The organism is Stenotrophomonas sp. Pemsol (assembly GCF_003586545.1).
Taxonomy (GTDB): Bacteria; Pseudomonadota; Gammaproteobacteria; order Xanthomonadales; family Xanthomonadaceae; genus Stenotrophomonas; species Stenotrophomonas sepilia.
Window position 1 is genome coordinate 1007644 of record NZ_CP025780.1, and the last position, 26126, is coordinate 1033769.

Genomic DNA, 26126 nt, shown 5'->3' on the forward strand with positions numbered 1-26126 from the left:
CGGATCAGCCAGCGGCCAGCACGCGGATCTGGCTGTCGGCGAACTCGACCACCTGGCCTGCGCGGATTTTGCAGGCCTTGCGTAGTTCGACTTCGCCGTCGACCCGCACCTGGCCCTCGCTGATGACCATCTTGGCCTCGCCGCCGCTGGTGACCAGGTCGGCCAGCTTCAACAGCTGCTTGAGTTCGACGTAGTCGCCGTCGAGGTCGAATTCGAGAATCTGCATGGAGCGAGGGGTCCTGGAAAGAGGGCGCAGGCCAGCGGCCGGGCCGGGGAGAGGGCGCGTATTGTGCGCCAGCACGGGGCACGACGGCACGCGCATGGAAAGCTGTACGCCTCGTTCAGGATCAATGCGGTATCATTCCGCTCTGAGCGAGTGAAATCTCCTCCGACCGAGCAGCGCCAGGGCACGCGATAAGAAGGGCGCCCAAAGCGCGGACCATCACCCTTTTTATCGCACTGCCAGGAAGACGGCAGTGCCTTCGGAGTTCCCCATGTCCCAAGATTCCCAAGCGCCGCTGCAGTTCGCGCAGCTCGGCCTGTCCGAGCCCGTGATGCAGGCGGTCACCGCCATCGGCTACGAAACCCCGTCGCCGATCCAGGCCGCCACCATCCCGGCGATGCTGGAAGGCCGCGACGTGCTGGGCCAGGCCCAAACTGGTACCGGCAAGACCGCTGCGTTCGCACTGCCGGTACTGTCCAACATCGACCTGCAGCAGATCAAGCCCCAGGCCCTGATCCTGGCGCCGACCCGCGAGCTGGCCATCCAGGTTGCCGAGGCATTCCAGTCCTATTCGTCGAAGATCCCGGGCTTCCGCGTGCTGCCGGTGTACGGCGGCCAGCCGTACGGCCAGCAGCTGTCGGCCCTGCGCCGTGGCGTGCACATCGTGGTCGGTACTCCCGGCCGCGTGATCGATCACCTGGACCGCAGCACCCTGGACCTGTCCGAGCTGAAGACCCTGGTGCTGGACGAAGCCGATGAAATGCTGCGCATGGGCTTCATCGACGATGTCGAAGCGGTGCTGAAGAAGCTGCCGGAGCAGCGCCAGGTGGCCCTGTTCTCGGCCACCATGCCGCCGCAGATCCGCCGCATCGCGCAGACCTACCTGCAGGACCCGGTGGAAGTGACCATCGCGGCCAAGACCACCACCTCGGCCAACATCCGCCAGCGCTACTGGTGGGTGAGCGGCATGCACAAGCTGGACGCGCTGACCCGCATCCTGGAAGTCGAGCCGTTCGACGCGATGATCATCTTCGCGCGCACCAAGGCCGGCACCGAAGAACTGGCCAGCAAGCTGCAGGCGCGTGGCCTGGCCGCTGCCGCCATCAACGGTGACATGCAGCAGGCCCAGCGCGAGCGCACCATTGCCATGCTGAAGGAAGGCAAGCTGGACATCCTGGTCGCCACCGACGTGGCCGCCCGCGGCCTGGACGTGGAGCGCATCAGCCACGTGCTGAACTACGACATCCCGTACGACACCGAGAGCTACGTGCACCGCATCGGCCGTACCGGCCGTGCCGGCCGCAGCGGCGAGGCGATCCTGTTCGCCACCCCGCGCGAGAAGGGCATGCTGCGCCAGATCGAGCGCGCCACCCGCCAGCCGATCGAAGAGATGCAGCTGCCGAGCGTGGAAGCGGTCAACGACACCCGCATCAACAAGTTCACCTCGCGCATCACCGAAACGCTCGGCGCCGGCGGCCTGGACTTCTACCGCCAGCTGCTGGAGCGCTTCGAGAACGAGCAGAACGTGCCGGCCATCGAGATCGCCGCCGCGCTGGCCCGGATGCTGCAGGGCGATACCCCGTTCCTGCTGCAGCCGCCGGTGCGTGCCCCGCGTGAAGAGCGCGCGCCGCGCGAGCGCTTCGACCGTGGTGACCGCCCGGAGCGTGGCGATCGCTTCGACCGCAACGAGCGGGGTCCGCGCTTCGAGCGTGGCCCGCGTCGCGACGACGCCGAAGGTGGTTTCGAGCCGCGTCCGCGCCGCGAGGTTCCGCCGCGTGGTGCGCCGGAGCAGGGCATGGAGACCTACCGCATTTCGGTCGGCCACCAGCACGGCGTGAAGCCGGCCAACATCGTCGGCGCCATCGCCAACGAAGCCGGCCTGGAAAGCCGTTTCATCGGCCGCATCGACATCCACGACGACTTCTCGCTGCTGGACCTGCCGGCACAGATGCCGCCGGACGTGCTGTCGCACCTGCAGAAGGTGTGGGTGTCCGGCCAGCAGCTGCAGATGCGACCGCTGGCGGCCGGTGAAGAGATCAACCCGGCCCCGCGTCCGTTCAAGCCGCGCTTCGACAAGCGTGGTCCGGGCGGCCCCGGTGGCCCGCGTCGTGGTGGTCCGGGTGGTCCGGGTGGTCCGGGTGGCCATGGGGGCGACCGCGGCGGTGACCGCGACAGCCGCCCGCCACGTCGTGATGGCTTCAAGCCGCGCGGCCCGCGCAGCTTCTAAGCCGCACCCACAGCCGTCCAGAGCAACGCCGACCCACGGGCCGGCGTACAGGAAAAGGGGACGGAGGGGATTAAGTCGTTTTCGGCATAAGCGCATGGCCTGCCATATACGACTTAATCCCCTCCGTCCCCTTTTTCGCACGGTCAACACATTGCCGGTCATAGGCTGGTCCGGTTCCAAAGGAGGTTGTCACCGCAGCACATTCGGGGGGATCCGGGATGGGTAGGAGTGGCACGGACCAACAGAGCCGGCGGGTGCCGATGACCCGGGGGCTGGGACTGCGATTTGCGTTGTTGACCGGCATGGCGATCGGACTGGTCGCACTGTCGGCGTTGATCCAGGAACTGCAGGCGGCCTCCACCGCCTGGATCGCCGGCCAGGGATACTGGTCGCGCGGTCAGCAGGATGCGACCGCCGCGCTCAGTCGCTACCTGGCGCGCGGTGATGCCCAGGACCTGGACGATGCACGCCAGGCCCTGCAGGTGCCGTTGGGCGATCTGCAGGCGCGCTTGGCGCTGGAACAGGCGGAGCCTGACGAAGAGAAGGCCCGGCAGGGCTTCCTGCAGGGGGGCAACGCGCACGCCGACATTCCGCGCCTGGTGTTTTCGTTCCGCTACGCGCGCGATATCGGTGCCTTCCGCGAAGCGACCGCGTTATGGCGGCAGACCGACGGGGACCTGATGGCGCTGCAGCGCCTGGTCGATGAGTTGCAGCGGCGGCACGAGGGTGGCCCCTTACTGACAGCCACGCGTGACCAGTACCTGCAGCAACTGCGTGATCTCGACCGCCGGATGAAGGTGCAGAGCCAGGCGTTCTCGCAGGCGCTGCTGCGGATGGCGACGCTGGTGAGGCTGGCCACGTTGATGGTCGCGGGCCTGTCGGTGCTGGCGATCAGCCTGATGGCGGTGGCCCTGGCGCGCCGCGTCGGCAAGGACCTGACCGAACACGAGAGCCGCTTCCGCGCAGCGTTCTACCAGGCCAACGTCGGCATGCTCAAGCTCGATACCGAAGGCAAGGTGATCGAGGCCAACCAGGCGATGGCCGACATCCTCGATCATCGCCGCGACGTGCTGCTGCAGCTGTCGCTGGCTGACCTGCTGATGGACGGCGAGCTGGTCATTGACGGGGTGGGGCGCATCGATTGGGACCGCCAGCTGCGGCCGAGCGAACTGCGCTTCCGCCGTCGTGATGGCAGCCTGGTCTGGGGCCGCTGGAGCGGCACCGGTGTGCGCAGCGCCGGCGGTGGCCTGTCGGTGTTCGCGATCATCGAAGACGTCAGCCAGAACCATGCACTGGCGCGCGAGATCGAGCACCACGCCAGCCATGACCCGCTGACCGGCCTGATCAACCGGCGCGAGATCGAGCGCCTGCTGGAACGCGCGCTGCTGCAGGTGCGCAGCGAAGGTGGTACGCACGCGCTGTGCTACATCAACCTGGACCATTTCAAGCTGGTCAATGACAGCTTCGGCCATGCCGCCGGCGACCAGATGCTGCGCAGCTTCGCCGATTACCTGGTGGCGGCGGTGCGCGATGGTGACTGGGTGGGCCGGCTGGGTGCGGACGAGTTCGCGGTGTTCCTCGCCCATGCCGGGCAGGACGAGGCCAAGCGCGTGCTGCAGCGGGTGATCCGCAATCTGGGGCAGGCGACGTTCCCGGTGAGCGAGGGCAGCCCGCAGTTGAGCTGCAGCATCGGCGTGGTCGAGGTCAGCGCCGATGCACCGGATGTGAACTGGTTGATGAGCGCCGCCGACAGTGCCTGCTATGCGGCCAAGCAGGCCGGGCGCAACCGCGTGCACTGCTTCAACGAGAACCGCATGGCGTTGGAGGAACGGCGCCGGGAAGCCGAGCGGCTGCAGGGCGTCAGCCTGGCCATGGCCGAGAACCGCATGGTGCTGTATGCGCAGCGCATCGCCCGCGTCGGCGATCCCACCTACCTGCACTACGAGGTGCTGGTACGCATGCGCGGCAGCGATGGCAGCCTGCACCTGCCGGGCCAGTTCATGCCGGCGGTGGAGCGCTATGGCATGGCCGTGGCGCTGGACCGGCACGTGCTCGGCTTGCTGTTCCGGCACCTGCAGGTGTGCCCGGCGCATGTGCGGCAGCTGGGACTGTGCAACGTCAACGTGTCGGCGCAGTCGATCGCCGAACCCGGCTTCCTCGCCTTCGTCTGCGACCTGCTGGAGCGCAATCGCGCGCTGGCCTCCAAGCTGTGCTTCGAGATCACCGAGACCGCAGCGATCAGCAACCTCAGCCAGGCGCGCGCGTTCATCGATGCGGTGAAGGCGCGCGGCTGCCGGATGGCGCTGGACGATTTCGGCTCCGGGCTGTCCTCGTTCGGCTACCTGCGCCAGCTGCCGGCCGACATCCTGAAGATCGACGGGGCCTTCGTGCGCGACATGGATACCGATCCGGTCAGCCACGCCACCGTGCGCGCGATCAGTGAACTTGGGCGCGAGCTGCAGATGGAGGTGGTGGCCGAATGGGTAGAGACCGCCGAAGTCGCCGCCGCGCTGACCCGGCTCGGGGTGCAGGGCCTGCAGGGCTATGCGGTCGAGCGACCGCAGCCACTGGAACGGATGACCCTGGCCGACCTGCGGCCGGTGCGCCTGGTGGCGGTGCAGGGCCCGCCTGCCGCAGGTTGAACGCCGTCGGCGACTTTGGTCTACACATGCGTTGCAGCCGCGGCTGCGATAATGCCTGCCAGGGGCGACGCGCAGTGGGCGCGGGCGTAAGCAGGAACAGGACGTGGCGTGGGCGGCAGGCAGTGGCAGTACGGAACAGGGGCGGTGCTGGTCGTGCTGCTGGTGTGGTTGGCCACGCCGTGGCCACTGTGGGCCGCTGCCGTCGAAGCCGGCCGCGATTATCTGCTGGTCGGCGCAGCCACCGATGAACCCACTCCACATCGCGCATGCACGCCGGACATGCTGGCCGGTCACCGGCAGCAGGTGCAGGTGCCTGCGCCGCCAGGCGGCTGGTCGGGGCAACCGCAGGCCCTGGACGTGTTCAATGTGTTCGCTGGCGAAGTCCGCGTGCAGTATGGCGATCGCGAGATCTGCGGCAACATGCACGATGCCCGTACCCGAGACTCACGCTTCCGCGCAGGCATCGGGCTGGTGGCAGTGCCGCCAGCGGGCAGTCACGATCCATTCCTGGTGTCGTGGCAGACGCCGTTGAAGGCGCGTTGGGTACCCACCCTTCGGCTGGGCGCGCCCAGTCCCGTGCAGCAGAACGATACCGCCCGCCTGCTGGTGCGCGCGGCCTGCATCGCCGTGGCGATCGCACTGGCGTTGTCGGCACTGATGGCCTTCCTCACCACCCGCGACCGCAGTTTCCTGGTCTACATCGCCGGTACCACCGTGCTGGTGCTTTGGCAGGCCATCCTCGGTGGCCTCAGCGGCTATCCGGAACCCTGGTTGCCGGTGGGCGAGCGCGGTGCCTGGTGGCTGCTGGTGTTGACTGCGGCCACGCAGGCCTTGGTGCTGCCGGCGCTGTGGCGGCTGAATGGCGGTGATCGCCTGTTGCCGCGTTCGCGTCCGTTCCAGCTGGTGGCGCTTTGGGGATTGCTGGTGTTGGCTGCACTGGTGCCCTGGCTGCCATGGGACAGCCTGGCCTGGGTGGCGCAGGGCCTGCAGGTGTCCTATCTGCTGGGCTGCGGCCTGGCGTTGATGGCCGGGGTGTGGGCACGGCTGCGCGGTGACCGCTGGGCGCAGGCGGGGCTGGCGGCGCTGGCGCCGATGCTGGTGTTGATCCTGGCCGACGCCTGCCGCGCGCCGTGGTTGCTGGAATACCGCGTGGAGGCCCTGCAGCTGGCGGTGACCTGGCTGCTGATGATGGCCGCCTACGCACTGAACCAGCGGCTGGGTCGCCTGCGCCAGCAGCGCGATGAACTGCGCCAGCTGGCCGAGACTGATGGCCTGACTGGCCTGCCCAACCGCCGTGCCGGCCTGCAGCAGTTGGCCCGCCACCTGGAGCGGGTTGACCGCGAGCGTGGCCCGCTGGTGATCGGCTTCCTCGATATCGACCTGTTCAAGGACATCAATGACCGCCATGGCCACGCCGTGGGTGACCTGGTGCTGGTGGCGGTGGCGCGTGCATTGCGTGCCGCGGTACGCAGCCAGGACCAGGTAGTGCGGATGGGCGGCGAAGAGTTCCTGCTGCTGATGCCGGGCATGCCCCGCGAGGCGGCGTCGGCGCGCCTGGATCGCCTGCGCCAACGCATCACGGAGGCGGCCCGGGCGCTGCAGGTGCCCGGCCTGGAGGTCACCGCCAGCATCGGCCTGGCGCAGTGGCGGCCGGGCGAGGACGATCTCGCCGCGCTGCTGCGCCGGGCCGACCATGCCATGTACGTGGCCAAGCGTGCCGGCCGCAACCGGGTGTTCGACGGCGAAGAACTCGATCCACCCGGCCTGGCATGAAGCGCGGCGGGCGGCGATGCCGGATAATAGGGCGATGACCACCCGACTCAACAAACACATCGCCGACACCGGCTTCTGCTCCCGCCGCGAGGCCGATCGCCTGATCGCCGCCCGCCGGGTCACCGTCAACGGCCATCCGGCCGGCACCGGCGCGGTGGTGGGCGAGGAAGACCAGGTGCTGGTGGACGGCCAGCCGCTGCGCGCGCGCGTGGCCCGCAAGCCCGGCGCCCGCCGCCACGTCTACATCGCGCTGAACAAGCCGGTCGGCGTCACCTGCACGACCGAGACGTCGGTCAAGGGCAACATCGTCGACTTCGTCGGGCATGAACAGCGCATCTTCCCGATCGGCCGCCTCGACAAGGAGTCCGAAGGCCTGATCCTGATGACCAGCAACGGCGACATCGTCAATCAGATCCTGCGGGCCGAGAACGGCCACCAGAAGGAATACCTGGTGGCGGTGAACAAGCCGGTCACCGATGAGTTCCTGCGCGGCATGGCGCGTGGTGTTCGCATCCACGACCAGATGACGCTGCCATGCAAGACTTCGCGCATCGCCAAGTTCGGTTTCCGCATCACCCTGCAGCAGGGCTTGAACCGGCAGATCCGCCTGATGGCCGCCGAGTTCGGCTATCGCGTGACCCAGCTGCGCCGCGTGCGCATCGACAACATCAAGATTGGTGCGCTGAAGCCGGGCCAGTGGCGCAACCTGACCGAGCAGGAGCTGCAGGGCCTGCTGCCGAAGCAGCTGGACTGGTAGTGCCGGCCGCTGGCCGGCTGCAATGGGCGCGCGATGTATCCGGGATGCCGGCCAACGGCCGGCACCACCGCCATGCGGATTGCTCACCGGCATCCGCTAGACTTCGCGGTGACCTGCCGGAACGTGACGTTGCATGATCAAGCCCGACAAGCCCGCCAACGAAGCCCTTCGGCTCGAGGCGCTGTATCGCTACCGCATCCTCGATTCGGAGCGAGAAAAATCCTTCGACGACCTGGTGGTGATCGCCAAGGCGGTCTGCGGCACCTCGATGGCGGCGGTGACCCTGATCGATGTCGAACGGCAATGGTTCAAGTCGATCCAGGGCATCGATGCGGCGGAAAACCTGCGCAGCGAATCGATGTGTGGCCACGCCATCCTGCAGCCGCAGCAGATCATGGTGGTCGAGGATGCGCTGCAGGATGTGCGCTTCCACGACAATCCGGTGGTGGTCGGCGATCCGCACATCCGCTTCTATGCCGGCGCGCCGCTGATCAGCTCCGACGGCTTGCCGCTGGGTACGCTGTGCGTGTTCGACGCACAGCCGCAACACCTGGCCAGCGACAAGGCCGAGGCGCTGGCCGCACTGTCGCGGCAGGTGATGCTGGTGATGGAGTTGCGCCGTTTCGCGCTCGACATCCAGAACCACATGCTGGAACGCGATGATTATGAGCGCCTGCTGTCGGAGTACCACGACGTGCTGCTGGCGCAGAACGCCGACCTGGCCGAGCAGAGCCGCACCGATGCGCTGACCGGCCTGCCGAACCGCCGCGCGATGGCAGCGGCGCTGGACGAGGCCGTGGCGATGACCGGGGAGCAGCCCGCTGAGGCCTGCGTCGCGCTGCTGGACATCGATCATTTCAAGCACATCAACGACTTCCAGGGCCACGCCACCGGCGACCGCGTGCTGGCCGAACTGGGCGCGCTGCTGCGGTCGCACTTTGCCGGCCGTGGCATGGCGGCGCGCTATGGCGGCGAGGAGTTCGTGGCAGTGATGCCCGCAACCGACCTGCGCACCGCCGAACTTCAGTGCGAGTTCCTGCGCCTGGCCGTGGCCGACCTGCCACTGGGCTTCCCGGTCACGATCAGTATCGGCATCGCCCAGCACCAGCCCGGTGAAAGCGTGGACGACACGCTGGCACGTGCCGACAAGGCGCTGTACCGGGCCAAGGGCAATGGCCGCAACCGGGTGGAAGTAGCGGGCTGAAGCGCCCCGCCCGGTAGATCCACGCCATGCGTGGATGCTCTTCCCGATTCACATCGCGTCGCAGCGCCTGCGATCAAGAGCGGGCAGCATGACGCTCTGTCTTCCCCGGACGCCGACCATGCTGCAGACCCTGGCCATCGCCCACTATCGCTCGTTGCACGGGTTGGTATTGCCGCTGCAGCAGTTGAATGTGGTAACCGGCGACAATGGCAGTGGCAAGTCCAGCCTGTACCGCGCGCTGCGCCTGCTGGCCGAGACCGCGCAGGGCGGCGTCGCGGCAGTGCTGGCCCGCGAAGGTGGGCTGGGCTCGGCGCTGTGGGCGGGCCCGGAAAAAATAGACCGTCGGGTTGCTGCCGGCGAAATCCCCTTGCAGGGCGGCCCACGCCAAGAATCGGTGGGGCTGAAGCTGGGCTTCACCACCGACGAATTCGGCTATGCCATCGACCTGGGCTATCCGCCGCCCAGCCGTTCGCCGTTTGCGCTGGATCCGCAGATCAAGGCCGAGGCGATCTGGGCCGGGCCGTTCCTGCGCAGCGCCAACCTGCTGGTCGATCGTCGCGGGGCGATGGTGCGGCAGCGCCATGCGCGCGGTTGGGATCTGGTGGATGACCGGTTGTCGCTGTTCGACAGCCTGTTCACCCAGGTCGGCGATCCGCAGCGCATGCCCGAAACGATCACCTTGCGTGAGTACATCCGTTGCTGGCGCTTCTATGACCATTTCCGCAGCGATGGCGATGCCCCGGCGCGGCAACCGGCGATGGCCACGCGCACGCCGGTGCTGCATCACGATGGCCGGGACCTGGCGGCGGCCTGGGTGACCATCGTCGAGATCGGCGACCCGGTTGCGTTGGCACGCAGCGTCGACGACGCGTTCCCGGGCGCTACGGTCGATTTCGAGGCGCTGGATGGACGCCTGGCGCTGCGCTTCCACCAACCCGGGTTGCTGCGGCCATTGTCGATGGCCGAGCTCTCCGACGGCACGCTGCGCTTCCTGCTGCTGGCGGCGGCGCTGCACACGCCACGCCCACCGCCGTTGATGGTGCTCAACGAACCGGAGACCAGCCTGCACCCGGACCTGCTGCCGGCGCTGGCGCGGCTCATCATCGCAGCCAGTGCGCGCAGCCAGGTATGGGTGGTGTCGCACGCCAGCCGGCTGATCGCGGCGTTGGAACAGGCGCCAGGGTGCCATTCGCTGCATCTGTACAAGGACCAGGGCCGCACGCTGTTGAGCGGGCAGGGCCTGCTGGATGCGCCGGCCTGGCATTGGCCGCAGCGTTGATGCGGCCATCCACGCCATGCGTGGAGGCACTCAATCGGCGATGTTGCGCGCTTCGGCCGTGCCAAGGATTTCCGGATGCTGCACCGGCTTGCGGCGGTTCAGCAGCGGATGCAGGAACACCGCGCCGACGATGATCGCCACGCCCAGGTAGAACCACGGGGTGACTTCGTGCTGCTCGCGCAGCAGCACCACCGCCAGTACCACCGCATAGACCGGCTCCAGGTTGGTCACCAGCTGCACCGTGTAGGCGCTCAGGTGGCGCAGTGCGACCAGGGCCAGGGCGAACGGCAGCAGCGTGCAGAACCCGGCCAGCACCAGCAGCAGGATCCCGTCGTGCAGATTCGGGACCACCCACAGCGGGCTGGCCAGCGCCGGCAGCAGATAGGGCATCAGCGGCGCCAGCAGGGTCAGGGTGAGGGTGCCGGCACCCAGCTCCAGCGCGGTGACCGTGAGCGGATCGGCATGGCTGACCATGCGCTTGTTGAGCGAACCGAACACCGCCACCAGCAGCGCCGAGATCGCGCCGATCAACACACCCAGGCGCATGCCATCGGGCACGCCACCGACCACCAGCGCAACACCCGGCAGCACCGCCAGGCCAAACGCCAGCTCACGCAGCTGGAACGGCCGCTTGGCCACCCACGGCTCGATGATCGAGGTGAACACCGGTGCCAGTGCGATGCAGGTGGCAGCCACCGAGGCATTGGCCAGCTTCACCGCGCCGTAGAACGTCAGCCAGTGAAGGGCGACCAGCGCGCCGATGCCGGCGTAGCCTGCCACCAGCCGCAGGGGCAGGGTGCGCAACCCGCGCCAGACCCGCGGCAGCAGGGCCAGCATCGCCGTCACCAGCAGCATGCGCCACCACACCAGCGGCAGTGCGGGCAGGGTGATCAGCTTGCCGAGGATGGCCGTGATGCCCCACAGCAGGACACAGAAATGGATCTGCCACAGCGCTTTGCGGGTGTCGGGTGTGCTCATCGGCCTATTGTGAGGCAATCGTACGGTCGCCGGCGACGCCTGTGGCATGCTCGCGGAAACTCCTCAGGGGAACCCTGCAATGGCTGCCAACCGCTCCGCCCTGCGTGCATGGGCAGCACTGACTGCACTGGCGGCCGCCACCGCGTTGCTGCTGCAATACCTGTTGCTGCTACGCGGCCCCGGGGCGGCTGCCGGGGTCGGCATGGCGACACTGCGCTTCGTTGGTTACTTCACGATTCTCAGCAACCTGGCGGTGTGCCTGGGATGCGTCAGGCTGATCCGTGCGGGTGTGCTGGACACGACTGTCGCCGCGGTGATCGCGTTGTGCATCGGGGTGACCGCGTGCATCTACATGCTGGCGTTGCAGGGGCTGTGGCAGCCCACCGGGCTGCAATGGTGGGTCGATGCCGGCCTGCACTACGCTGTGCCGGTGCTGTACCTGCTGGGGTGGTGGTGGCTGCTGCCGCATGGGGCGCTGCGCTGGCGCGCGCTGGGCGGCGTGCTGCTGGTACCGCTGGTCTACCTTGGCTGGGCGATGCTGGTCGCTGCAATGACCGGACAGGCGCCGTATCCATTCCTCGAACTGCAACGCCTGGGCCTGGCGGCCTTTCTGCTCAACGTGCTGCGCGTTGCGGGCGTCTTCGTGGTGGGCTGGACCCTGCTGTGGGGGCTGGACCGCTGGCGCCGTCGATGAGGCGCTGCAGGGCCATCGCTGCGGCCGGGTTGCGGGCCTTGCCGGCACCGATGCACAGCAGGTAGACCTCGCGCGGGGTCTCCGGGGCGGGCCCGGCCAGGCAGGGCAGGTCGTCCACCGGCTCGCCGCGTGACCAGCGTCGTGCGCGTTCAGCCCAGCGCTGCTGGACGGACGCAGGCAGGCCCTCGTTCAAGCGGGCCTGGCTGCGCTTGATCCGCGCGTAGACGAAGCCCGCACTGACATCGCCATGCAATAGCGCCTCGTCGCTGTCCTCGATCACCAGCGCCACGCCGTGGCGGCGCGCGGCGGCGACCAGAGCCGGTCCATGTGCCTTGGCGTTGCGCACTTCCAGAGCGTGCTGCAACGGCACGCCCTCGAGCTGCTTCGGCAGCTGCGCCATCAGCGCTTCCAATGCATCGGCGTCGGCCGGATGGTGCGGATCGAACTGCCACAGCAGCGGGCCGAGCCGGTCACCGAGCGCAAGTGCCGTCTGCAGGAATGGCGTGGCCGCTTCCACGGTGCTGGCCAGGTCGCGGCGCTGCACCAGGTAGCGTGGCGCCTTCATCGAGAAACGGAAGCCTTCCGGCGTCTGCGCGGCCCACTGCGCGCACTGGGCCGCAGTCGGCGTGCGGTAGAAGGTGCCGTTGATCTCGATGCAGCGCAGGGCGCGGCTGGCATGGGCCAGTTCCTCGCGCTGCGGCAGTCCCACCGGATAGAACATGCCGCCGCGCCACTCGGGAAACACCCAGCCGCCGATACCGCAGCGGATCGCCATCCGGCCGGCAGCGGTCACTGGCTGTGGTCCCCGCGCCAGGGGTCGTAGCTGCCGAACCACCACAGGTAGCCTTCAGGATCGGCACAGGCGTAGCCGCGGCCACCGTAGTCCTGGTCGGCAATGTCGATGACGATGCGCGCTCCAGCCGCCTTGGCCCGCGCATAGTGCGCATCGACATCGGTGACGATCACGCAGGCGCTCTGGGTCTGGCGGCCGCCGACTTCTCCGGGCAGGACCGCGTGTTCGCTCCACGCGCTCTGGTTGTTGGCCGAGCCGAGCATGATCATGCCGTTGCCGAAGGTGAGCTGGGCATGGAAAACCGTATCGCCATCGGCATACACGGCCTGGGCATGGAAGCCGAAGGCCCGCTGCAGCCAGTCGATGGCGGCCAGCGCGTCGCGGTAGCGCAGGCACGGAATGATGGTGGAGCCGTTGCTTGGTTGGCCGTTCCCGCCCATGACACCCCTCCTATGGCACGGGGCAGGGTGCATCGACGACCGTTACCATCCTGCGAAACCCCGGTGACGGCCTGCACATGGCCGCTACCCCTGTTCGGAGATGGTGCTGGATGAAAACCTGGATCGGAGGAGCCGTGCTGCTGGCGTGCACGACCATGGCCAATGCGGCGACCCCGCAGCAGCTGCAGGACCTGGATGCGACCGTCGAGCGCGTGCGCACGCAGTTCGACGTGCCCGGCATCGCCGTGGCCGTAGTCAAGGATGGCCAGGTGGTGCTGGAACGTGGCTGGGGCGTGCGCGAGCAGGGCAAGCCGGAACCGGTGCAGGCCGACACCCTGTTTGCCATCGCTTCCAATACCAAGGCGTTCACCGCCACCTCGCTGAACCTGCTGGCCGAGGACGGCAAGCTGAAGATGGATGACAAGGTGATCGATCACCTGCCGTCGTTCCGCATGTCCGATCCGTTCGTGACCGGGCAGATGACAATCCGCGACCTGCTGTCGCATCGCAGCGGGCTGAGCCTGGGCGCCGGTGACCTGCTGTTCTGGCCGGCCACCTCCTACAGCAACGCCGAAGTGGTGGAGCGACTGGGCAGGGTGCCGCTGAAGGGCGGCTTCCGCGAGAGCTATGCCTACGACAACATCCTGTACGCGGTCGCCCAACAGGTGATCGAGCGCGTGTCCGGCATGAGCTACCAGCAGTTCCTGCAGACGCGCATCTTCGACAAGGTGGGGATGGCCGGCACGCGCTACAACGCCGACCACCTGAAGCCAGGTGACAAGGCGGCGGTCGGCCACGCCAAGTACGATTTCAAGGACCTGCGCACCGTTGCACCGCTGACCTGGTCGAACAATGCCGGCGCCGGTGGCATCTATTCCAGCGCGCACGACATGGCGCGCTGGATGCAGGTGCAGCTGGCCGGAGGCAAGCTCGCCGATGGCACGGTGCTGTTCAGTGAAAAGAGCCAGCAGCAGATGTGGCGGATGATCACCCCGCAGTCGATCCCGGCGCCGAGCGTGCCGGAGCTGGCACCGGCGCGGGCCAATTTCGCCGGCTATGGCGAAGGCTGGAGCCTGAGCGACTACCGCGGGCAGAAGCTGGTCTGGCACACCGGTGGCTGGCCGGGCATGGTCTCGCGGTTGACCCTGGTGCCCGGCGAGAAGCTGGGCGTGGTGGTGCTGACCAACCAGGAAGTGGGCGCGGCGTTCAATGCGATCACCCTGAGCGTGCTTGACGCTTACCTGGGCGGAGAAAAGCACGATTGGGTGGATGCCTATGCCAAGGCCGTGGCCAAGGGCCAGGACAAGGCCGACGAGGCCTGGGCCAAGCACCAGAGCGCACGCGACAAGGGCAGCAGGCCATCGCTGGCGCTGGCCGGCTACACCGGCAGCTTCCGTGACCGCTGGTATGGCGACATGCAGATCAGCGCCGAAGGCAAGGGCCTGCGCCTGCGCTTTGCGAAGACCGCGCAGCTGAGCGGGCGGCTGGAGCACTGGCAGCACGACACCTTCATCGTGCGCTGGGACGACCGTTCGCTCAACGCCGATGCGTTCGTGAACTTCAGCCTGGACCCGGATGGCAAGGTGCGCGAGGTGCGCATGCAGCCGATTTCCGACCTGACCGATTTCAGTTTCGATTTCCAGGACCTGCTGTTCACCCCGGTCAAAGAATGAGGGTCGTGCCGGCCGCTGGCCGGCAACCTCATGATCCCTGGAAACGTCGCGAGGTTGCCGGCCAGCGGCCGGCACTACCGGCGCCGCGGCATCGTCGGCCGGCGTACACATCCGGCGTGGGATACTCCGCCGGCTATTGATGGCGAGGGAATGCGATGTTCCGTTGGTTTGAATCCCTGATCCCGGTTTTCCCGCCCGTGGATGGGCGCATGCCACCGCGCAAGGTGCTGCCGTTCTACCTGCACTACCTGCGCCCGGTCTGGCCGGTGCTGCTGGCGACCCTGATTGCCGGCCTGCTGCTGGCGCTGGTGGAAGTGGCCATGTTCGACTACCTGGGCCGCATCGTCGATATGGTCGCCGAGCAGCCCGGTGCCGATTTCTTCAAGCGCCATGCCAATGAACTGGGCTGGATGCTGTTCATCACGGTCATCGCGCGGCCGATCCTGGTGGGCCTGCACAACCTGCTGGTCAACCAGGCGATCGTGCCCGGCCTGAGCAACCGCTCGCGCTGGCTGATGCACAACTACGTGGTACGGCAGAGCCTGAGCTTCTTCCAGAACGACTTCGCCGGCAGCGTCGCCAACCGGGTGATGCAGACCGGTACCTCGCTGCGCGAGTCGGCGGTACAGATGGTCGACTCGCTCTGGTACATCGTGGTCTATACCGGCACGGCGCTGTACCTGTTCGCGCAGGCGGACTGGCGGTTGATGGTGCCGCTGGTCCTGTGGCTGCTGGCCTATGCGGTGATCATGGTCTACTTCGTGCCGCGCGCGAAGGAACGGGCCTGGATTGCGTCCGAAGCGCGCTCCAAGGCGATGGGCCGGATCGTCGATGGCTACACCAACATTCCCACGCTGAAACTGTTCGCCCATGGCGGGCGCGAACAGGCCTACGTGGCCGAGTCGATCCAGGAACTGGCGGTCAAGCACCGCGCGCAGACCCGGATAACCACCGGCATGGACCTGACCATCGCCATCGTCAACGGTTTCCTGATTGCCGGCACCTGTGGGCTCGCGCTGTGGCTGTGGAATGGCGGTCATATCACCGTGGGCGCGATCACGCTGGCGACCGGTCTGGTGATCCGCATCCACAACATGTCCGGCTGGATCATGTGGACCATCAACGGCATCTTCGAGGACATCGGCACGGTGCAGGATGGCATCACCACCATCGCCCAGCCGCTGACCGTGCAGGACCGCGGGGACGCGGTGCCGCTGCAGGTGACCCGCGGTGGCGTGCACTTCCAGGACATCCACTTCCATTACGGCAAGAAGGGCGGCGTGATCGCCGGCCTCGACCTGGTGGTGAAGCCGGGCGAGAAGATCGGCCTGGTCGGTCCTTCCGGTGCCGGCAAGTCGACCCTGGTGAACGTGCTGCTGCGCCTGTACGACCTGGAGAGTGGCCGCATCCTGATCGACGGCCAGGACATCGCCTGCGTCACCCAGGAAAGCCTGCGCCAGCAGATCGGCGTGGTCACCCAGGACACCTCGCTGCTGCATCGCTCGATCCGCGACAACCTGCTGTACGGCCGCCCCGATGCGACCGAGGAGCAGCTGCGTGCTGCCGTAGCCAAGGCGCGTGCCGAAGCCTTCATCGATACGCTGGTGGACGGGCAGGGGCGTCGTGGCTACGACGCGCATGTCGGCGAGCGCGGGGTGAAGCTGTCCGGTGGCCAGCGCCAGCGCATCGCCATTGCCCGCGTGCTGCTGAAGGACGCGCCGATCCTGGTGCTGGACGAAGCGACCTCGGCGCTGGACTCGGAAGTGGAAGCGGCGATCCAGGACAGCCTGGATGAGCTGATGGGCGGCAAGACGGTGATCGCGATCGCGCACCGGCTCTCGACCATCGCGCGCATGGACCGGCTGGTGGTGATGGACCAGGGCCGCATCGTCGAGACCGGCAGCCATGCCGAACTGATTGCGGCCGGTGGCCTGTACGCGCGCCTGTGGGCGCGGCAGACCGGTGGTTTCGTGGCGGCCGATCAATGAGTACTTCCGGGGTCGGAGCCCTTTCCTTCGGAAAAGGCTCCGACCCCGGCGTGCTTCTGGAGACCTGCATGATCCGCGCCCTATGCTCCCTGTTTCTGCTGATCGCGCTGGCCGTGAGCACTGCGACCGCGATGGCCGCACCCGTCGCCGACGAGCAACTGCAGCAGGTCATCCTGCTCAGCCGCCACAACCTGCGCGCACCGATGGTGGCGTTCGGCGCACTCGCCAAAGCGACCCCTGAAACCTGGCAACGCTGGGACGTGGCACCGGGCGAGCTGACCACCAAGGGCGGCGTACTGGAGGTCTACATGGGCCGCTATGTGGGCCAGTGGCTGCGCCAGGCGCAATTGTTGCCGGCGTCGGGTTGCCCGCAGCCGGTTGACTTCCACGCCCATGCCAACAGCCTGCAGCGCACCCAGGCCACCGCGCAGTTCTTCGTTGCTGGCGCCTTCCCGGGCTGCCCTGCTGCGGTCGAACAGCGCACGCCGCTGGGGACGATGGATCCACTGTTCGATCCGGTGATCCATAACGATGACCCTGCCTTCCGCGCCCGCGCGCTGGCGGCAATGCAGAACGCGCTGGCGGCAGCGGATCTGGCCCCGGCACTTTCCGTGGTGGAGGAAATCACCCGTTACCCGCAGTCGGCGGCCTGTGCGGGGCGCAGCGACTGTCATCTGGTGCCGGGCGACACGACCTTCAATGCGGAGCCGGGCAAGGAGCCACGCGCTTCGGGTTCACTGGCACTGGCCAGCGGTCTGGTCGATGCCCTGCTGATGGAGCATTACCAGGGAAGTGGCGTTCCGCGCGAAGGTTGGGGCCGCTTGAACACGGAAGGCCAATGGCTGGCGTTGGTGCAAATCCGCAACCGCTACCAGAACATCCTGTTCGGAACACCCGCGGTGGCGCGTGACGTGGCCGCTCCGCTGTTGGCGCGCGTGGATGCGTCGTTCGGTGATCCGGCGTCGCCGAAGGTGATCCTGCTGGTCGGCCATGATTCCAATATCGGTTCGGTGCTGGCGGCGATAGGAATCGGTGACTACAGCCTGCCAGGCCAGTTCGAGAAGACGCCGATCGGTGGCCTGCTGCAGTTCGAGCGTTGGCGTGACCGCCAGAGCGGTGGCGAGCGGTTCCGCCTGGCCTACGTCTATCCGACCACCGCGCAGCTGCGCGATGCATTGCCGCTGACCGAGGCGCAGCCGCCGGGACGCGTCGCACTGCCCTTGCCGGGCTGTGACCGGCAGGGCTGCAGCCGTGCGCAGTTCCAGCAGCTGCTACAGCGGGCCCGTCGCTGAAACAGGGGGCTATCGCGGCGGCGTGCGCACGATGCCGTGCGTGGCCATCAGGGTAAGGTCACCGCCCAACCGCGGCGAATGGAACGGTCCGCGTGCGTGCGCGGCATCGAACAGGCCGCCATCGGGTGAGCGCAACCGGTAGAACTCGACCCATCCGCTGGCCTGCAGGGGCAGTTGTGCAACACCGGTCTGCTGGTTGAACCACGCTGGGTCCTTGCTGCCTTCGATGACGCGACGCGCCAGGCGGTCGATGGCGTGATCGCGTCTGGCGTACCAGTCCTGACCGCGCAGCCGCGCCAGCTCCGCCATCATCACCAGCGGCGTCAGCGCGTAGTCGTGGTAGTGCAGGGCACGTTGCCCGCGCGCCATTTCCAGCGGCAGGCTGCCATCGTCCTGGATGTCATCGATGCCCTTCTGGAAGGCTGCATGACCAGCCTGCCACAGGGTCTGGTCATCGGTGACCAGGCCGGTGGCCAGCACGCCCAGGCCGCCCCAGTAGTAGTGATTGTTACGGCGCCGTTTCGGGTTGTCCCAGTAGGACAGGTTGGCCCTTGCCAGCTGCTGCAGCCACGGATCGATGCGCGCGCGCTGCTGCGGGTCGGCCTGGTCATGCACTTTCAGGTAGGCCATGGCCACCGCATCGAGCATCCACTGCTGCATGTAGAACGACTGATCGTTGTTGACCCGGATCATCTGCCCGAGCATGGCGCCCTCGTCGGCCCACGCACCCAGCCAGTTCAACGTGCACTGCGCCGCTGCCGGGTCACCGCTGCGCAGATAGTCGTCGCTCATGTGCGCCACGTCGGCGGCATAGCGGTCCAGCGGCGCGGTGGCATCCTTGTTCTGCTGGTGCAGTGCCGGGTCGATCACCGAGCCGGCCTTGTCGGTGTAGTAGCCCAGGGCACGGATGTCGGGCTGGCCAGCGGGTGGCGCAGGGCACGCAGCAAAGGCACAGGCGCTGGCCAGCAGTGCGGGCAGCAGTGCAAGGCGGAGCAGAGGGAGAGACATGGATGCCGGTGGAAGGGGGAACCCGGCGAACGATGCGCCTGGCTCCGTTGCCGGCATGTGATGCGGCGATGGCGTGGCGATCCTGTGCAAACGGAACGGCCCGGGTTTGCCCGGGCCGCTCTCGTTCAACTCACACCTGCGCGATCACTCGATCGGCTGGTCCAGCATCAGCTGGCGGGCGAAACGCACCGGCGGTGCGCCGTAGGACAGCACCTGGTCGTGGTACGCCTTCAGGTTGAACTTGTCGCCCAGCTTCTCCTGCACTGCCTTGCGGGTGTCGAAGTGTTCCTGCGCACCGACGAAGTAGGTCGGCAGCTGTGCCGACGTCAGCTGCGCGCGCACCCACTTGCCGGCCGCTTCGCTTTCCTGCTGGAACGCGTCGTGGGTCATCAGGTGCATCGCCTTTTCGCGATCCCAGTTGTCCACGTGCACGCCCTGGTCGAGGATCGCGTTGGAGATGGTGCGCAGGTAGAACTTCAGCTGCACCAGGTGGAACAGCGGATCGTTGTTGAGGTAACCCTGCTCCTGCATCATGCGCTCGGTGTAGACCGCCCAGCCTTCGGCGAACAGGCCTGAACGCAGCACCGCACGCAGGGTCGAGGGGAACTTGGCCGAGTGCCAGCCTTCCAGGTAATGGCCCGGAGTACCTTCATGGATGCTGAGCAGGTGGATCATGCGCGAGTTGTACTCACGCAGGAACGAGTCGACCTGTTTCTCGTTCCAGTCGTCCGGAATCGGCGACACGGCGTAGAAGGTCTTCAGGTTCTTGTCCAGCGGGCCCGGCGAATCGCAGTAGGCCACGGCCACGCCACGCTGGAATTCCGGCATCAGGATGATGTCCACCGGCGCATCGGGCAGCGTCATCAGATCGTGCTCGCGTACGAACGCGGTGGACTGCTCCAGCGCGGCCTTGGCATCGTCGACCACCTTGTCGCGTGCCGGCTTGTCGGCGTAGGCCAGTTCCAGCGCGGCCTCGATCGCCTTCTGCTGCTGCTCGTCGGTCGGCTGGGCCGGCATCTCAGGTGCACCCGGCTTGTCCTTCAACACGGTCTGCGCGATGCCGTACATGTCCTCGCGCACGCGCTTGAGTTCGGCGCGCGCACGCTCACCGATCTCCTGGCGCGTCAGCGAGGAGCTCAGCGCGAATTTCAGCTTCTGGTCGTATTTCTCCGCACCGATGCGGAAGTCGCCCTTGGCGTTCGGTACCAGGGTCTTGTCCAGCCAGGTCTGCTGCTCGTCCACGGCCTTCTTCAGGCCGTCGATGGCCGCTTGCAGACGCTGCTGGTCGGCCTGCGGCAGTTCGCCGATGTGCGGGGTGATGAAGGTATCGACGATGCTGAGGATGCCCTTGTTCTGCTTGGCAACGGTCTCGGCGTGGATCTTCGGCACGCGGGCCGGGTCCAGGTTCTCGCGGGCCTGGGCGAAGATCGCCGGCAGCTTCTCCATGCGCGCGGTGGCCGCCTTCAGGCGCTCCGGCAGCGGTGCGAACTCGCGCGCCATCAGGCCGTAGATCGCGCTGCCGGCGACGCCGTTGTACAGCTGCGGGTCCCACTTGCCGGACTGCAGCACTTCGGCGTTCCAGATTTCCGACTGCAGCTGGTTGCGCAGGATCGCTGCGTCCACCTGGTTCTCACGGCCCAGCTTGGCCACCGCGATCTTGTCCAGCTCGCCCAGCAGCGCCTTGTAGGCGGCCACGGTCTTCTGCTGGCCGGCGGCACTCAGGTCGTCCAGCTCGCTGTCGTAGCGGTGGTCACCGATCTGGGTGGCGCTGACTGGCGACAGCTGCATCCAGGTGTCCAGCGCGCGCTTGGACAGATCGGCGAAGGCGGCGTCGACCGCCGCGTCACCGGCCTGCTGGCTGGCGGCCGGGGTGGAAGCATTGGTCGGGGCGTCGGCCGGCTGGCAACCGGCCAGCGCGGCGACCAGGGCGAGGGCAAGAAGATGCGGGCGCATCGGCATTCCTGTACGGGGTCAAACCCTGAGCATAGGGCCCCGTCGCTGCTTTGTCCCCGTGCCATAGGATTACCATGAGCGGATTCAAGGACCCTCCAAAGGAGCGCAGGACATGGAATACCAAGGAAGCTGTCATTGCGGCAGGATCGCATTCACCGTACAGGCCGAGGCGCCGATCAGCGACGTCATCGACTGCAACTGTTCGATGTGCCGGCGTCGCGGCAGCCTGCTGTGGTTCGCCCCGCGTGCGGCGTTCCAGCTGGCCACCGATCCGGCTGACGTGGCCACCTACCACTTCAACAAGGCCCACATCGACCACCACCACTGCCGCCAGTGTGGTATCGCTCCCTACAGCGAAGCGGTCGACCCTCGCACCGGCACACCGATGGTGGCGGTGAACGTGCGCTGCGTGCCGCAGGTGGATCTGGCTGGCCTTTCGGTGACCTCCTACGACGGAGCGGCACTGTGAGGCCGGTGCGAGCGTGGACGCGCAGGGCGGCGCTGCCGGTACTGCTGCTGGCGCTGGGCGCCTGCGCCAAGCAGGGCGACATGGTGGGGGATGCGGGCGCCACGGCCGCGGAGGCGGCCATCGCTTCGCCGGAAGGCGCCTTCCTGGCCTACGAACATGACGTGCAGGTGCAGCTGGAAGCGGCGCAGATCGCACCGCGCATCCAGCAGATCGCCCAGGCCTGCCAGAGCGCGAAGTTCGGTGACTGTGCAGTGTTGCAGGTCGAGCAGCACGGCGGCGAGCAGCCCAGCGGTGAAGTGAAGGTGCGCATCGCCCCGAAGGGCACCGAGCCGCTGATCGCGATGGCTGGTGAAGGCGGCAAGCTGCAGTCCCGCAATACGCGCGCCGAGGATCTCGCGCAGGCGGTGGCCGACACGGCATTGACCAAGGCGCGGCTTGAAAAGGAGCACGCCCGCCTGCTGTCCTACCAGGACCGCAAGGACCTGAAGGTCGAAGACCTGATGGCGATCACCACGCGCCTGTCGGAGATCGAGGCGGGTGTCGAGCAGGCCAACAAGGACGCCGCGCAGCAGCGTCGGCGCATCGATACCCAGCTGGTGGCGATCCACTTCGACACCACCTCTGGCCAGCGCAGCCGCAGCGAGATCGGCGAGGCGCTGAGCGAGTCGGGCAGCATCCTCAGCACCAGCATTGCGTTCCTGATCCGCGCTGCTGCCGCGCTGCTGCCGGTGGCGGTGCTGGCCTTGATCGCGGCCTGGGGTGTGCGGGCATGGTGGCGTCGCCGCCGTCGCAAGCTACCGCCCAACCCCTGAGATGAAGGCCGATGCCGGCCGTCAGCCGGCATCAGCCCTCGTCGGTCTCGTACTCGACGAACACATCGAGCTCCAGCGCCAGTTCCTGCACCGCATCGCGCACCTTCTGCGCGGTGCTTTCATTGCCGACTTCCACTTCCAGCTCGTGGATGCCCGGGCCGATGTCATCGGACAGCCCGGCCGAACTGGAATCGTCGTCGTCCATGTGCGGCATCAGGTCGTCGGTTTCTTCGACATGTTCGATGCCGTCCAGGCCGAGCAGCAGGTCGCTGATGGCGCGGGCGTCGTCTTCGGTTCCGGTGATGCGCAGTCGCAGCATGGCCATGGCATAGGTACGTTGTGGGTTCGCCAGCAGCCTAGCCAGCGTGAGGCAAAGAACGGGTGAGGGCGCAGTCAGGCGTGCGTTGCCGGCCGCCCGAGCAGGCTGTCCGGCAATGCCGGGATCGGCGTGCGCTCGTCCTGCGCCTGTTCCAGCAACCAGTCGATGAACAGGCGCGCAGCCGGGCTCGGCGGTTGCCCTTCTGCGTGCACCACGTGATAGGCATAGCGCGCCTTCAATGCCGGGCCGGGCAGGCGTACCACCTCGTAGCGCTGCAGGTAGGGCTGGGCGATGTGGGTGCGCGCCAGCACCGCGCCCATGCCATACACCGCTGCACGCATCGCGTCGGTGCTGTCGGCGAAGGTGTGCATCGGCGGCATCGGCGACGGCGGGCGCGCGCCGGCGTGGCGGAACCAGTCGCGCCAGCCCTGCGGCGACAGGTCGGTCAGCAGCGGCAGCTCGGCGATGCGCGCCGGATCGACCAGCATTTCGACCCCGGCTAGTGCCGGTGAGGCCACCGGGAACAGGTAGTCATCCATCAGGTGCTGCGCACGCAGGCCCGGCCATTGGCCCAGCCCGTAGCGGATGCCGACTTCCGGTCCGTTGTCGTCGTAGCGATCCAGCCCGCTGCCGGTGTGCAGCTCGATGCGGATGTGTGGATAGGCCTGGGTGAAGCGTGGCAGTCGCGGCAGCAGCCAGCAGTACGAGAGCGAGCGCAGCGTGGTGATCCGCAGCGGCACGCTGTCGGCATCCGGTTGCAGGTGATGGGCCACCGCCGCGACATCGGTGAAGGCGGCGCTGGCGGCGTCGGCCAGCTGCCGACCCTCGGCAGTCAGGCGCACGCCGCGGGCGTGGCGTAGGAACAGCCGTACTTCCAGCACTTCTTCCAGGCGGCGGACGTGGTGGCTGACCGCGCTGGCGGTCAGGTGCAGCTCCTGCGCGGCCTGGGCGAAATTCTGGTGGCGTGCGGCGACCGCGAACACGGCCAGTGCGGGGAGCAGGGAAGGACGGAGCAGCATGTCGAGCCTCAAACCATATTTGTGGCTGACAGCGATACTACGCGCTTGTGCGGCAGGCGTCTGCGCCTGATCCTGTCTGCCTTGGCGAGGAACAAACGATGGACGGAGGCAGGACATGAATGCGATCCCACAGGCGGCCGAGCGCGACTGGCGCACGCCGCTGGAATTGACCCTGCTGGGCGCCATCTGGGGCTGCTCGTTCCTGTTCATGCGGGTGGCGGTGCCGTCGTTCGGCCCATTCGCGCTGGTCGAGGTACGGCTGGTGCTGGGCGCGCTGGTGCTGCTGCCGTTCCTGTGGCGCGCCCGCGCGCAGTTCCCGCCGCGGCGCTGGCTGTGGTTGGCACCGATCGGCCTGATCAACTCAGCGCTGCCGTTCGTGCTGTTTGCCTATGCCGCCGAGCAGGCGCCGGCCGCGATCGGTGCGATCTGCAATGCGATGACGGTGCTGTTCGCTGCGCTGATCGCGTTCCTGTTCTTCGGCGAGAAGATCGGCATGCGTCGTGCCGGGGCGCTGCTGGCCGGCTTCGCCGGCGTGGTGGTGCTGGCCACGGCCAAGGTTTCCGGCCTGAGCATCGGCACCGCAGTGCTGGCCGGTGCGGCGGCATCGCTGCTGTACGGCCTGGGCGTGAACCTGGTGAAGCGGCACATGACCGGGTTGCCGTCGGCCGCCGCCGCGGCGGCAACGCTGTCGTGCGCCTCGCTGTGGATGCTGCCGATGGCGGTCAGCCACTGGCCGCAGGCGGCGATTCCGTTGAAGGCCTGGGGCGCGGCGATCGCATTGGGCGTGGCCTGTACCGGGCTGGCGTTCCTGATGTTCTATCGCCTGATCGGTCGTATCGGCCCGTCGCGGGCGTCGACGGTGACCTACCTGATTCCGTTGTTCGGTGCGGCGTTTGCGTGGTTGTTCCTGGGGGAGGCGGTGACGGTACAGATGTTGGTGGCGGGGGCGTTGATTCTGGGGAGCGTGGCGGTGAGTCAGAAGGGCTGAGGCGTTGGCGTTTTGCGCGTGGCGCGTGCTGAAGGTGCTTCATTGTTCATGGGCGTCACTTTTCTTTTCGCGCGAAAAGAAAAGTAACCAAAAGAAACGCGCCGCCAGGTCGCGAGCCGCCGCGCTTCGCACGTCGGTCCCCTGCGCTTCTCGGTGAATCAGGGGACGGTGCCGAACTCGCTGCGCTCAGACATCGGCACCTCTTCGCCCCTGATTCCCCTGCGATGCTCGGCTCGCTCAAGGCGGACCCAAGGTCAAGAGCCACAGCTGCACGACGATGCTTGGTAGTGCCGGGCCGGGCCCGGCGAGCGAAGCGACCGCTTCTGCCTTTGATCTTGGATCCGCCTTGAGCGAGCCGAGCACCGCAGGTCCGGCGAGGGCGAAGAGACGCGGGTGTCTGAGCGCAGCGAGTTCCCGCGCCGTCCCTCGACGGGCCGAGGAGCGCAGGGTACCGGCGCGCAGCGCCGGCTCGCGACCGGCGGAACGTTTCTTTTGGTTACTTTTCTTTGCGTACAAAGAAAAGTAACGCCCATGAACAGTGACGTACCTTCAGCACGCGCAACGCGCAGCAAGCCAGGCTCCTACCGCACCGGCACCGGAATATTGCAGAGATCGATATGCCCCGCCGGGCGCTTGTAGAAATCATCCACGCGATTGCGCCGCGCCTCCACCGTATCGGCGAAGGTCTTCGAATCGGTGCGCAGCACCTGGATCGGCGTGCGCTCGGCCACCGGCACGTCGCTGGCACGGCGGATCGACACGATCGGCGTACGCAGCTTCGGGTCGGTGTAGAAGCCCATCGGCGCCGGTCCGCGCGGCGTTGCGCTCAGCAGCTCCATGCCCTTCAGCACGCGACCAACCAGGGTTATGTTGCGGTCCAGCTGACGCGGTGACTGGCCGGTCACCACATAGAGTTCGGCGCCGATGCTGCTGTCTTCCTCGTTGCTGCGGCCGGCACCGAGCATCCCGTAGCAGTGCGCCAGCCAGGCCTTGCCGGCATGCGGGTCCTGGCCGACCGGGAAGCCGTCGACGAAACCGGTCTGCGCGGCCCAGCCATCGCGGTCCGGCAGCACGCTGACCTTCAGGCCGGCGCTGGCGCGCTCGAACTCGGCCGGCAGCTTGCGCGCGGCACTGCCGAACGGCTTGGCCTTGGCTGCGTCATCGGCGTCGGCATCGCCGAACTGCACCACAAAGTTGTCCTGCGAACGGTAGATGCTGGTGCCGTCCCAGAAATGTTCGTGGGCGAAGGTCTGGATGTTGGCCACATGCCGCGGGGCGAACTGCGGTGCCAGCTCGATGATCACGCGCCCGGCGGGCAGGTCCATGTACAGCAGGTTGGCCGGGTCCGGCGTGCGCCAGTCGCTGGCTGCCGAGGCGTCGAGGATCTGCTGCGGGCTGCGGTATGGGGTGGCCGCGCTGGCCAGCGAGGGCAGCAGGCTGGCCAGGGCGAGGGTGGTCAGGGCAAGGCGACGGCGGTGCGGCATGGGAACCCCGGAACATGAACGAGACTTCGATTCTGCGCGAGAGTGCGCGCGTGCGCCACGGTGGCGTACTGGCCCTGTCCATGCAGGTGCGGCACGATGGTCATTGTCCTT

The 26126-nt window shown here is 67.4% G+C and carries 22 protein-coding genes; 13 read left to right on the forward strand and 9 right to left on the reverse strand.

Annotated elements, in window-relative coordinates; all coding sequences use genetic code 11:
- Positions 1-4: 4 nt before the first annotated feature.
- Positions 5-226 (reverse strand): RNA-binding S4 domain-containing protein, encoded by a 222-nt coding sequence (locus PEM_RS04615; protein ID WP_014036469.1) that lies wholly within the window; start codon positions 224-226, stop codon positions 5-7.
- A 268-nt stretch (positions 227-494) separates the two neighbouring features.
- On the opposite strand from PEM_RS04615, the gene PEM_RS04620 reads away from it, so the two are divergent.
- The 6 genes from PEM_RS04620 to PEM_RS04645 all read left to right on the forward strand — a co-directional run bounded on the left by PEM_RS04620 (position 495) and on the right by PEM_RS04645 (position 10105).
- Complete coding sequence (locus PEM_RS04620; RefSeq protein WP_111127926.1) at positions 495-2450, forward strand: DEAD/DEAH box helicase; 1956 nt, start codon at positions 495-497, stop codon at positions 2448-2450.
- Positions 2451-2668: 218 nt separating this feature from the next.
- Positions 2669-5092, forward strand: a complete 2424-nt coding sequence (locus PEM_RS04625; protein ID WP_111127925.1) for an EAL domain-containing protein — start codon at positions 2669-2671, stop codon at positions 5090-5092.
- Between the two features lie 108 nt (positions 5093-5200).
- Entirely contained in the window at positions 5201-6865 is a 1665-nt protein-coding gene (locus PEM_RS04630; protein WP_111127923.1) for a diguanylate cyclase, read from the forward strand.
- Between the two features lie 34 nt (positions 6866-6899).
- Positions 6900-7622, forward strand: coding sequence for a pseudouridine synthase (locus PEM_RS04635; RefSeq protein ID WP_005408708.1), 723 nt, complete (start codon positions 6900-6902; stop codon positions 7620-7622).
- 133 nt (positions 7623-7755) lie between these two features.
- The gene (locus PEM_RS04640) at positions 7756-8826 is read left to right on the forward strand and encodes a sensor domain-containing diguanylate cyclase (protein WP_005415818.1); all 1071 of its coding nucleotides are present in this window, start codon (positions 7756-7758) and stop codon (positions 8824-8826) included.
- Positions 8827-8944: 118 nt separating this feature from the next.
- The gene (locus tag PEM_RS04645) at positions 8945-10105 is read left to right on the forward strand and encodes an AAA family ATPase (protein ID WP_111127922.1); all 1161 of its coding nucleotides are present in this window, start codon (positions 8945-8947) and stop codon (positions 10103-10105) included.
- Between the two features lie 30 nt (positions 10106-10135).
- Here PEM_RS04645 and PEM_RS04650 read toward each other — a convergent pair whose 3' ends face one another.
- On the reverse strand, positions 10136-11083 hold the full coding sequence (locus tag PEM_RS04650; RefSeq protein ID WP_061479504.1) for a DMT family transporter: 948 nt from the start codon (positions 11081-11083) through the stop codon (positions 10136-10138).
- 79 nt (positions 11084-11162) lie between these two features.
- Between PEM_RS04650 and PEM_RS04655 the strand changes: the two genes are divergently transcribed.
- On the forward strand, positions 11163-11777 hold the full coding sequence (locus PEM_RS04655; RefSeq protein ID WP_111127920.1) for a Pr6Pr family membrane protein: 615 nt from the start codon (positions 11163-11165) through the stop codon (positions 11775-11777).
- On the opposite strand, the gene PEM_RS04660 is transcribed toward PEM_RS04655, so the two are convergent.
- Positions 11698-12570, reverse strand: coding sequence for a DUF72 domain-containing protein (locus PEM_RS04660; RefSeq protein WP_111127919.1), 873 nt, complete (start codon positions 12568-12570; stop codon positions 11698-11700). The genes PEM_RS04655 and PEM_RS04660 overlap by 80 nt on opposite strands.
- On the reverse strand, positions 12567-13010 hold the full coding sequence (locus PEM_RS04665; protein ID WP_111127917.1) for a VOC family protein: 444 nt from the start codon (positions 13008-13010) through the stop codon (positions 12567-12569). Before PEM_RS04665 ends, PEM_RS04660 begins: the two co-directional genes overlap by 4 nt.
- 110 nt (positions 13011-13120) lie before the next feature.
- Here PEM_RS04665 and PEM_RS04670 point away from each other — a divergent pair, with 110 nt between their 5' ends.
- From PEM_RS04670 to agp, 3 genes are all read left to right on the forward strand, one after another.
- Positions 13121-14683 (forward strand): serine hydrolase, encoded by a 1563-nt coding sequence (locus tag PEM_RS04670; protein WP_065177449.1) that lies wholly within the window; start codon positions 13121-13123, stop codon positions 14681-14683.
- Between the two features lie 155 nt (positions 14684-14838).
- Positions 14839-16671, forward strand: coding sequence for a multidrug efflux ABC transporter SmrA (gene smrA, locus PEM_RS04675; protein WP_065177448.1), 1833 nt, complete (start codon positions 14839-14841; stop codon positions 16669-16671).
- 68 nt (positions 16672-16739) lie between these two features.
- Complete coding sequence (gene agp / locus PEM_RS04680) at positions 16740-17963, forward strand: bifunctional glucose-1-phosphatase/inositol phosphatase (protein ID WP_111127916.1); 1224 nt, start codon at positions 16740-16742, stop codon at positions 17961-17963.
- Positions 17964-17972: 9 nt separating this feature from the next.
- On the opposite strand, the gene PEM_RS04685 is transcribed toward agp, so the two are convergent.
- Complete coding sequence (locus PEM_RS04685; RefSeq protein ID WP_111127915.1) at positions 17973-18971, reverse strand: polysaccharide lyase; 999 nt, start codon at positions 18969-18971, stop codon at positions 17973-17975.
- A 144-nt stretch (positions 18972-19115) separates the two neighbouring features.
- Positions 19116-20924 (reverse strand): DUF885 domain-containing protein, encoded by a 1809-nt coding sequence (locus PEM_RS04690; RefSeq protein ID WP_095379004.1) that lies wholly within the window; start codon positions 20922-20924, stop codon positions 19116-19118.
- 112 nt (positions 20925-21036) lie between these two features.
- On the opposite strand from PEM_RS04690, the gene PEM_RS04695 reads away from it, so the two are divergent.
- Both PEM_RS04695 and PEM_RS04700 read left to right on the forward strand, forming a co-directional pair.
- On the forward strand, positions 21037-21393 hold the full coding sequence (locus tag PEM_RS04695; RefSeq protein WP_053497067.1) for a GFA family protein: 357 nt from the start codon (positions 21037-21039) through the stop codon (positions 21391-21393).
- Positions 21390-22205, forward strand: a complete 816-nt coding sequence (locus PEM_RS04700) for a DUF4349 domain-containing protein (RefSeq protein WP_005415830.1) — start codon at positions 21390-21392, stop codon at positions 22203-22205. The genes PEM_RS04695 and PEM_RS04700 overlap by 4 nt, the downstream gene beginning before the upstream one ends.
- Before the next feature lie 31 nt (positions 22206-22236).
- Here PEM_RS04700 and PEM_RS04705 read toward each other — a convergent pair whose 3' ends face one another.
- Positions 22237-22530 carry a hypothetical protein gene (locus tag PEM_RS04705; RefSeq protein WP_005415831.1) on the reverse strand — a complete coding sequence of 98 codons (294 nt, stop codon included), beginning with the start codon at positions 22528-22530 and terminating at the stop codon, positions 22237-22239.
- 68 nt (positions 22531-22598) lie between these two features.
- Positions 22599-23543 carry a LysR substrate-binding domain-containing protein gene (locus PEM_RS04710; protein ID WP_069138003.1) on the reverse strand — a complete coding sequence of 315 codons (945 nt, stop codon included), beginning with the start codon at positions 23541-23543 and terminating at the stop codon, positions 22599-22601.
- A 115-nt stretch (positions 23544-23658) separates the two neighbouring features.
- Between PEM_RS04710 and PEM_RS04715 the strand changes: the two genes are divergently transcribed.
- The gene (locus tag PEM_RS04715) at positions 23659-24531 is read left to right on the forward strand and encodes a DMT family transporter (RefSeq protein ID WP_111127913.1); all 873 of its coding nucleotides are present in this window, start codon (positions 23659-23661) and stop codon (positions 24529-24531) included.
- A 581-nt stretch (positions 24532-25112) separates the two neighbouring features.
- On the opposite strand, the gene PEM_RS04720 is transcribed toward PEM_RS04715, so the two are convergent.
- Positions 25113-26015, reverse strand: a complete 903-nt coding sequence (locus PEM_RS04720) for a peptidylprolyl isomerase (RefSeq protein ID WP_111127912.1) — start codon at positions 26013-26015, stop codon at positions 25113-25115.
- Positions 26016-26126 lie beyond the last annotated feature (111 nt).

Bases quoted from the DNA above. Each gene is read 5' to 3' on its own strand.
- PEM_RS04615 (WP_014036469.1), bottom strand. From the start codon at position 226: ATGCAGATTCTCGAATTCGACCTCGACGGCGACTACGTCGAACTCAAG.
- PEM_RS04620 (WP_111127926.1), top strand. From the start codon at position 495: ATGTCCCAAGATTCCCAAGCGCCGCTGCAGTTCGCGCAGCTCGGCCTG.
- PEM_RS04625 (WP_111127925.1), top strand. From the start codon at position 2,669: ATGGGTAGGAGTGGCACGGACCAACAGAGCCGGCGGGTGCCGATGACC.
- PEM_RS04635 (WP_005408708.1), top strand. From the start codon at position 6,900: ATGACCACCCGACTCAACAAACACATCGCCGACACCGGCTTCTGCTCC.
- PEM_RS04640 (WP_005415818.1), top strand. From the start codon at position 7,756: ATGATCAAGCCCGACAAGCCCGCCAACGAAGCCCTTCGGCTCGAGGCG.
- PEM_RS04645 (WP_111127922.1), top strand. From the start codon at position 8,945: ATGCTGCAGACCCTGGCCATCGCCCACTATCGCTCGTTGCACGGGTTG.
- PEM_RS04650 (WP_061479504.1), bottom strand. From the start codon at position 11,083: ATGAGCACACCCGACACCCGCAAAGCGCTGTGGCAGATCCATTTCTGT.
- PEM_RS04655 (WP_111127920.1), top strand. From the start codon at position 11,163: ATGGCTGCCAACCGCTCCGCCCTGCGTGCATGGGCAGCACTGACTGCA.
- PEM_RS04665 (WP_111127917.1), bottom strand. From the start codon at position 13,010: ATGGGCGGGAACGGCCAACCAAGCAACGGCTCCACCATCATTCCGTGC.
- PEM_RS04670 (WP_065177449.1), top strand. From the start codon at position 13,121: ATGAAAACCTGGATCGGAGGAGCCGTGCTGCTGGCGTGCACGACCATG.
- smrA (WP_065177448.1), top strand. From the start codon at position 14,839: ATGTTCCGTTGGTTTGAATCCCTGATCCCGGTTTTCCCGCCCGTGGAT.
- agp (WP_111127916.1), top strand. From the start codon at position 16,740: ATGATCCGCGCCCTATGCTCCCTGTTTCTGCTGATCGCGCTGGCCGTG.
- PEM_RS04685 (WP_111127915.1), bottom strand. From the start codon at position 18,971: ATGTCTCTCCCTCTGCTCCGCCTTGCACTGCTGCCCGCACTGCTGGCC.
- PEM_RS04690 (WP_095379004.1), bottom strand. From the start codon at position 20,924: ATGCGCCCGCATCTTCTTGCCCTCGCCCTGGTCGCCGCGCTGGCCGGT.
- PEM_RS04695 (WP_053497067.1), top strand. From the start codon at position 21,037: ATGGAATACCAAGGAAGCTGTCATTGCGGCAGGATCGCATTCACCGTA.
- PEM_RS04705 (WP_005415831.1), bottom strand. From the start codon at position 22,530: ATGGCCATGCTGCGACTGCGCATCACCGGAACCGAAGACGACGCCCGC.
- PEM_RS04710 (WP_069138003.1), bottom strand. From the start codon at position 23,543: ATGCTGCTCCGTCCTTCCCTGCTCCCCGCACTGGCCGTGTTCGCGGTC.
- PEM_RS04715 (WP_111127913.1), top strand. From the start codon at position 23,659: ATGAATGCGATCCCACAGGCGGCCGAGCGCGACTGGCGCACGCCGCTG.
- PEM_RS04720 (WP_111127912.1), bottom strand. From the start codon at position 26,015: ATGCCGCACCGCCGTCGCCTTGCCCTGACCACCCTCGCCCTGGCCAGC.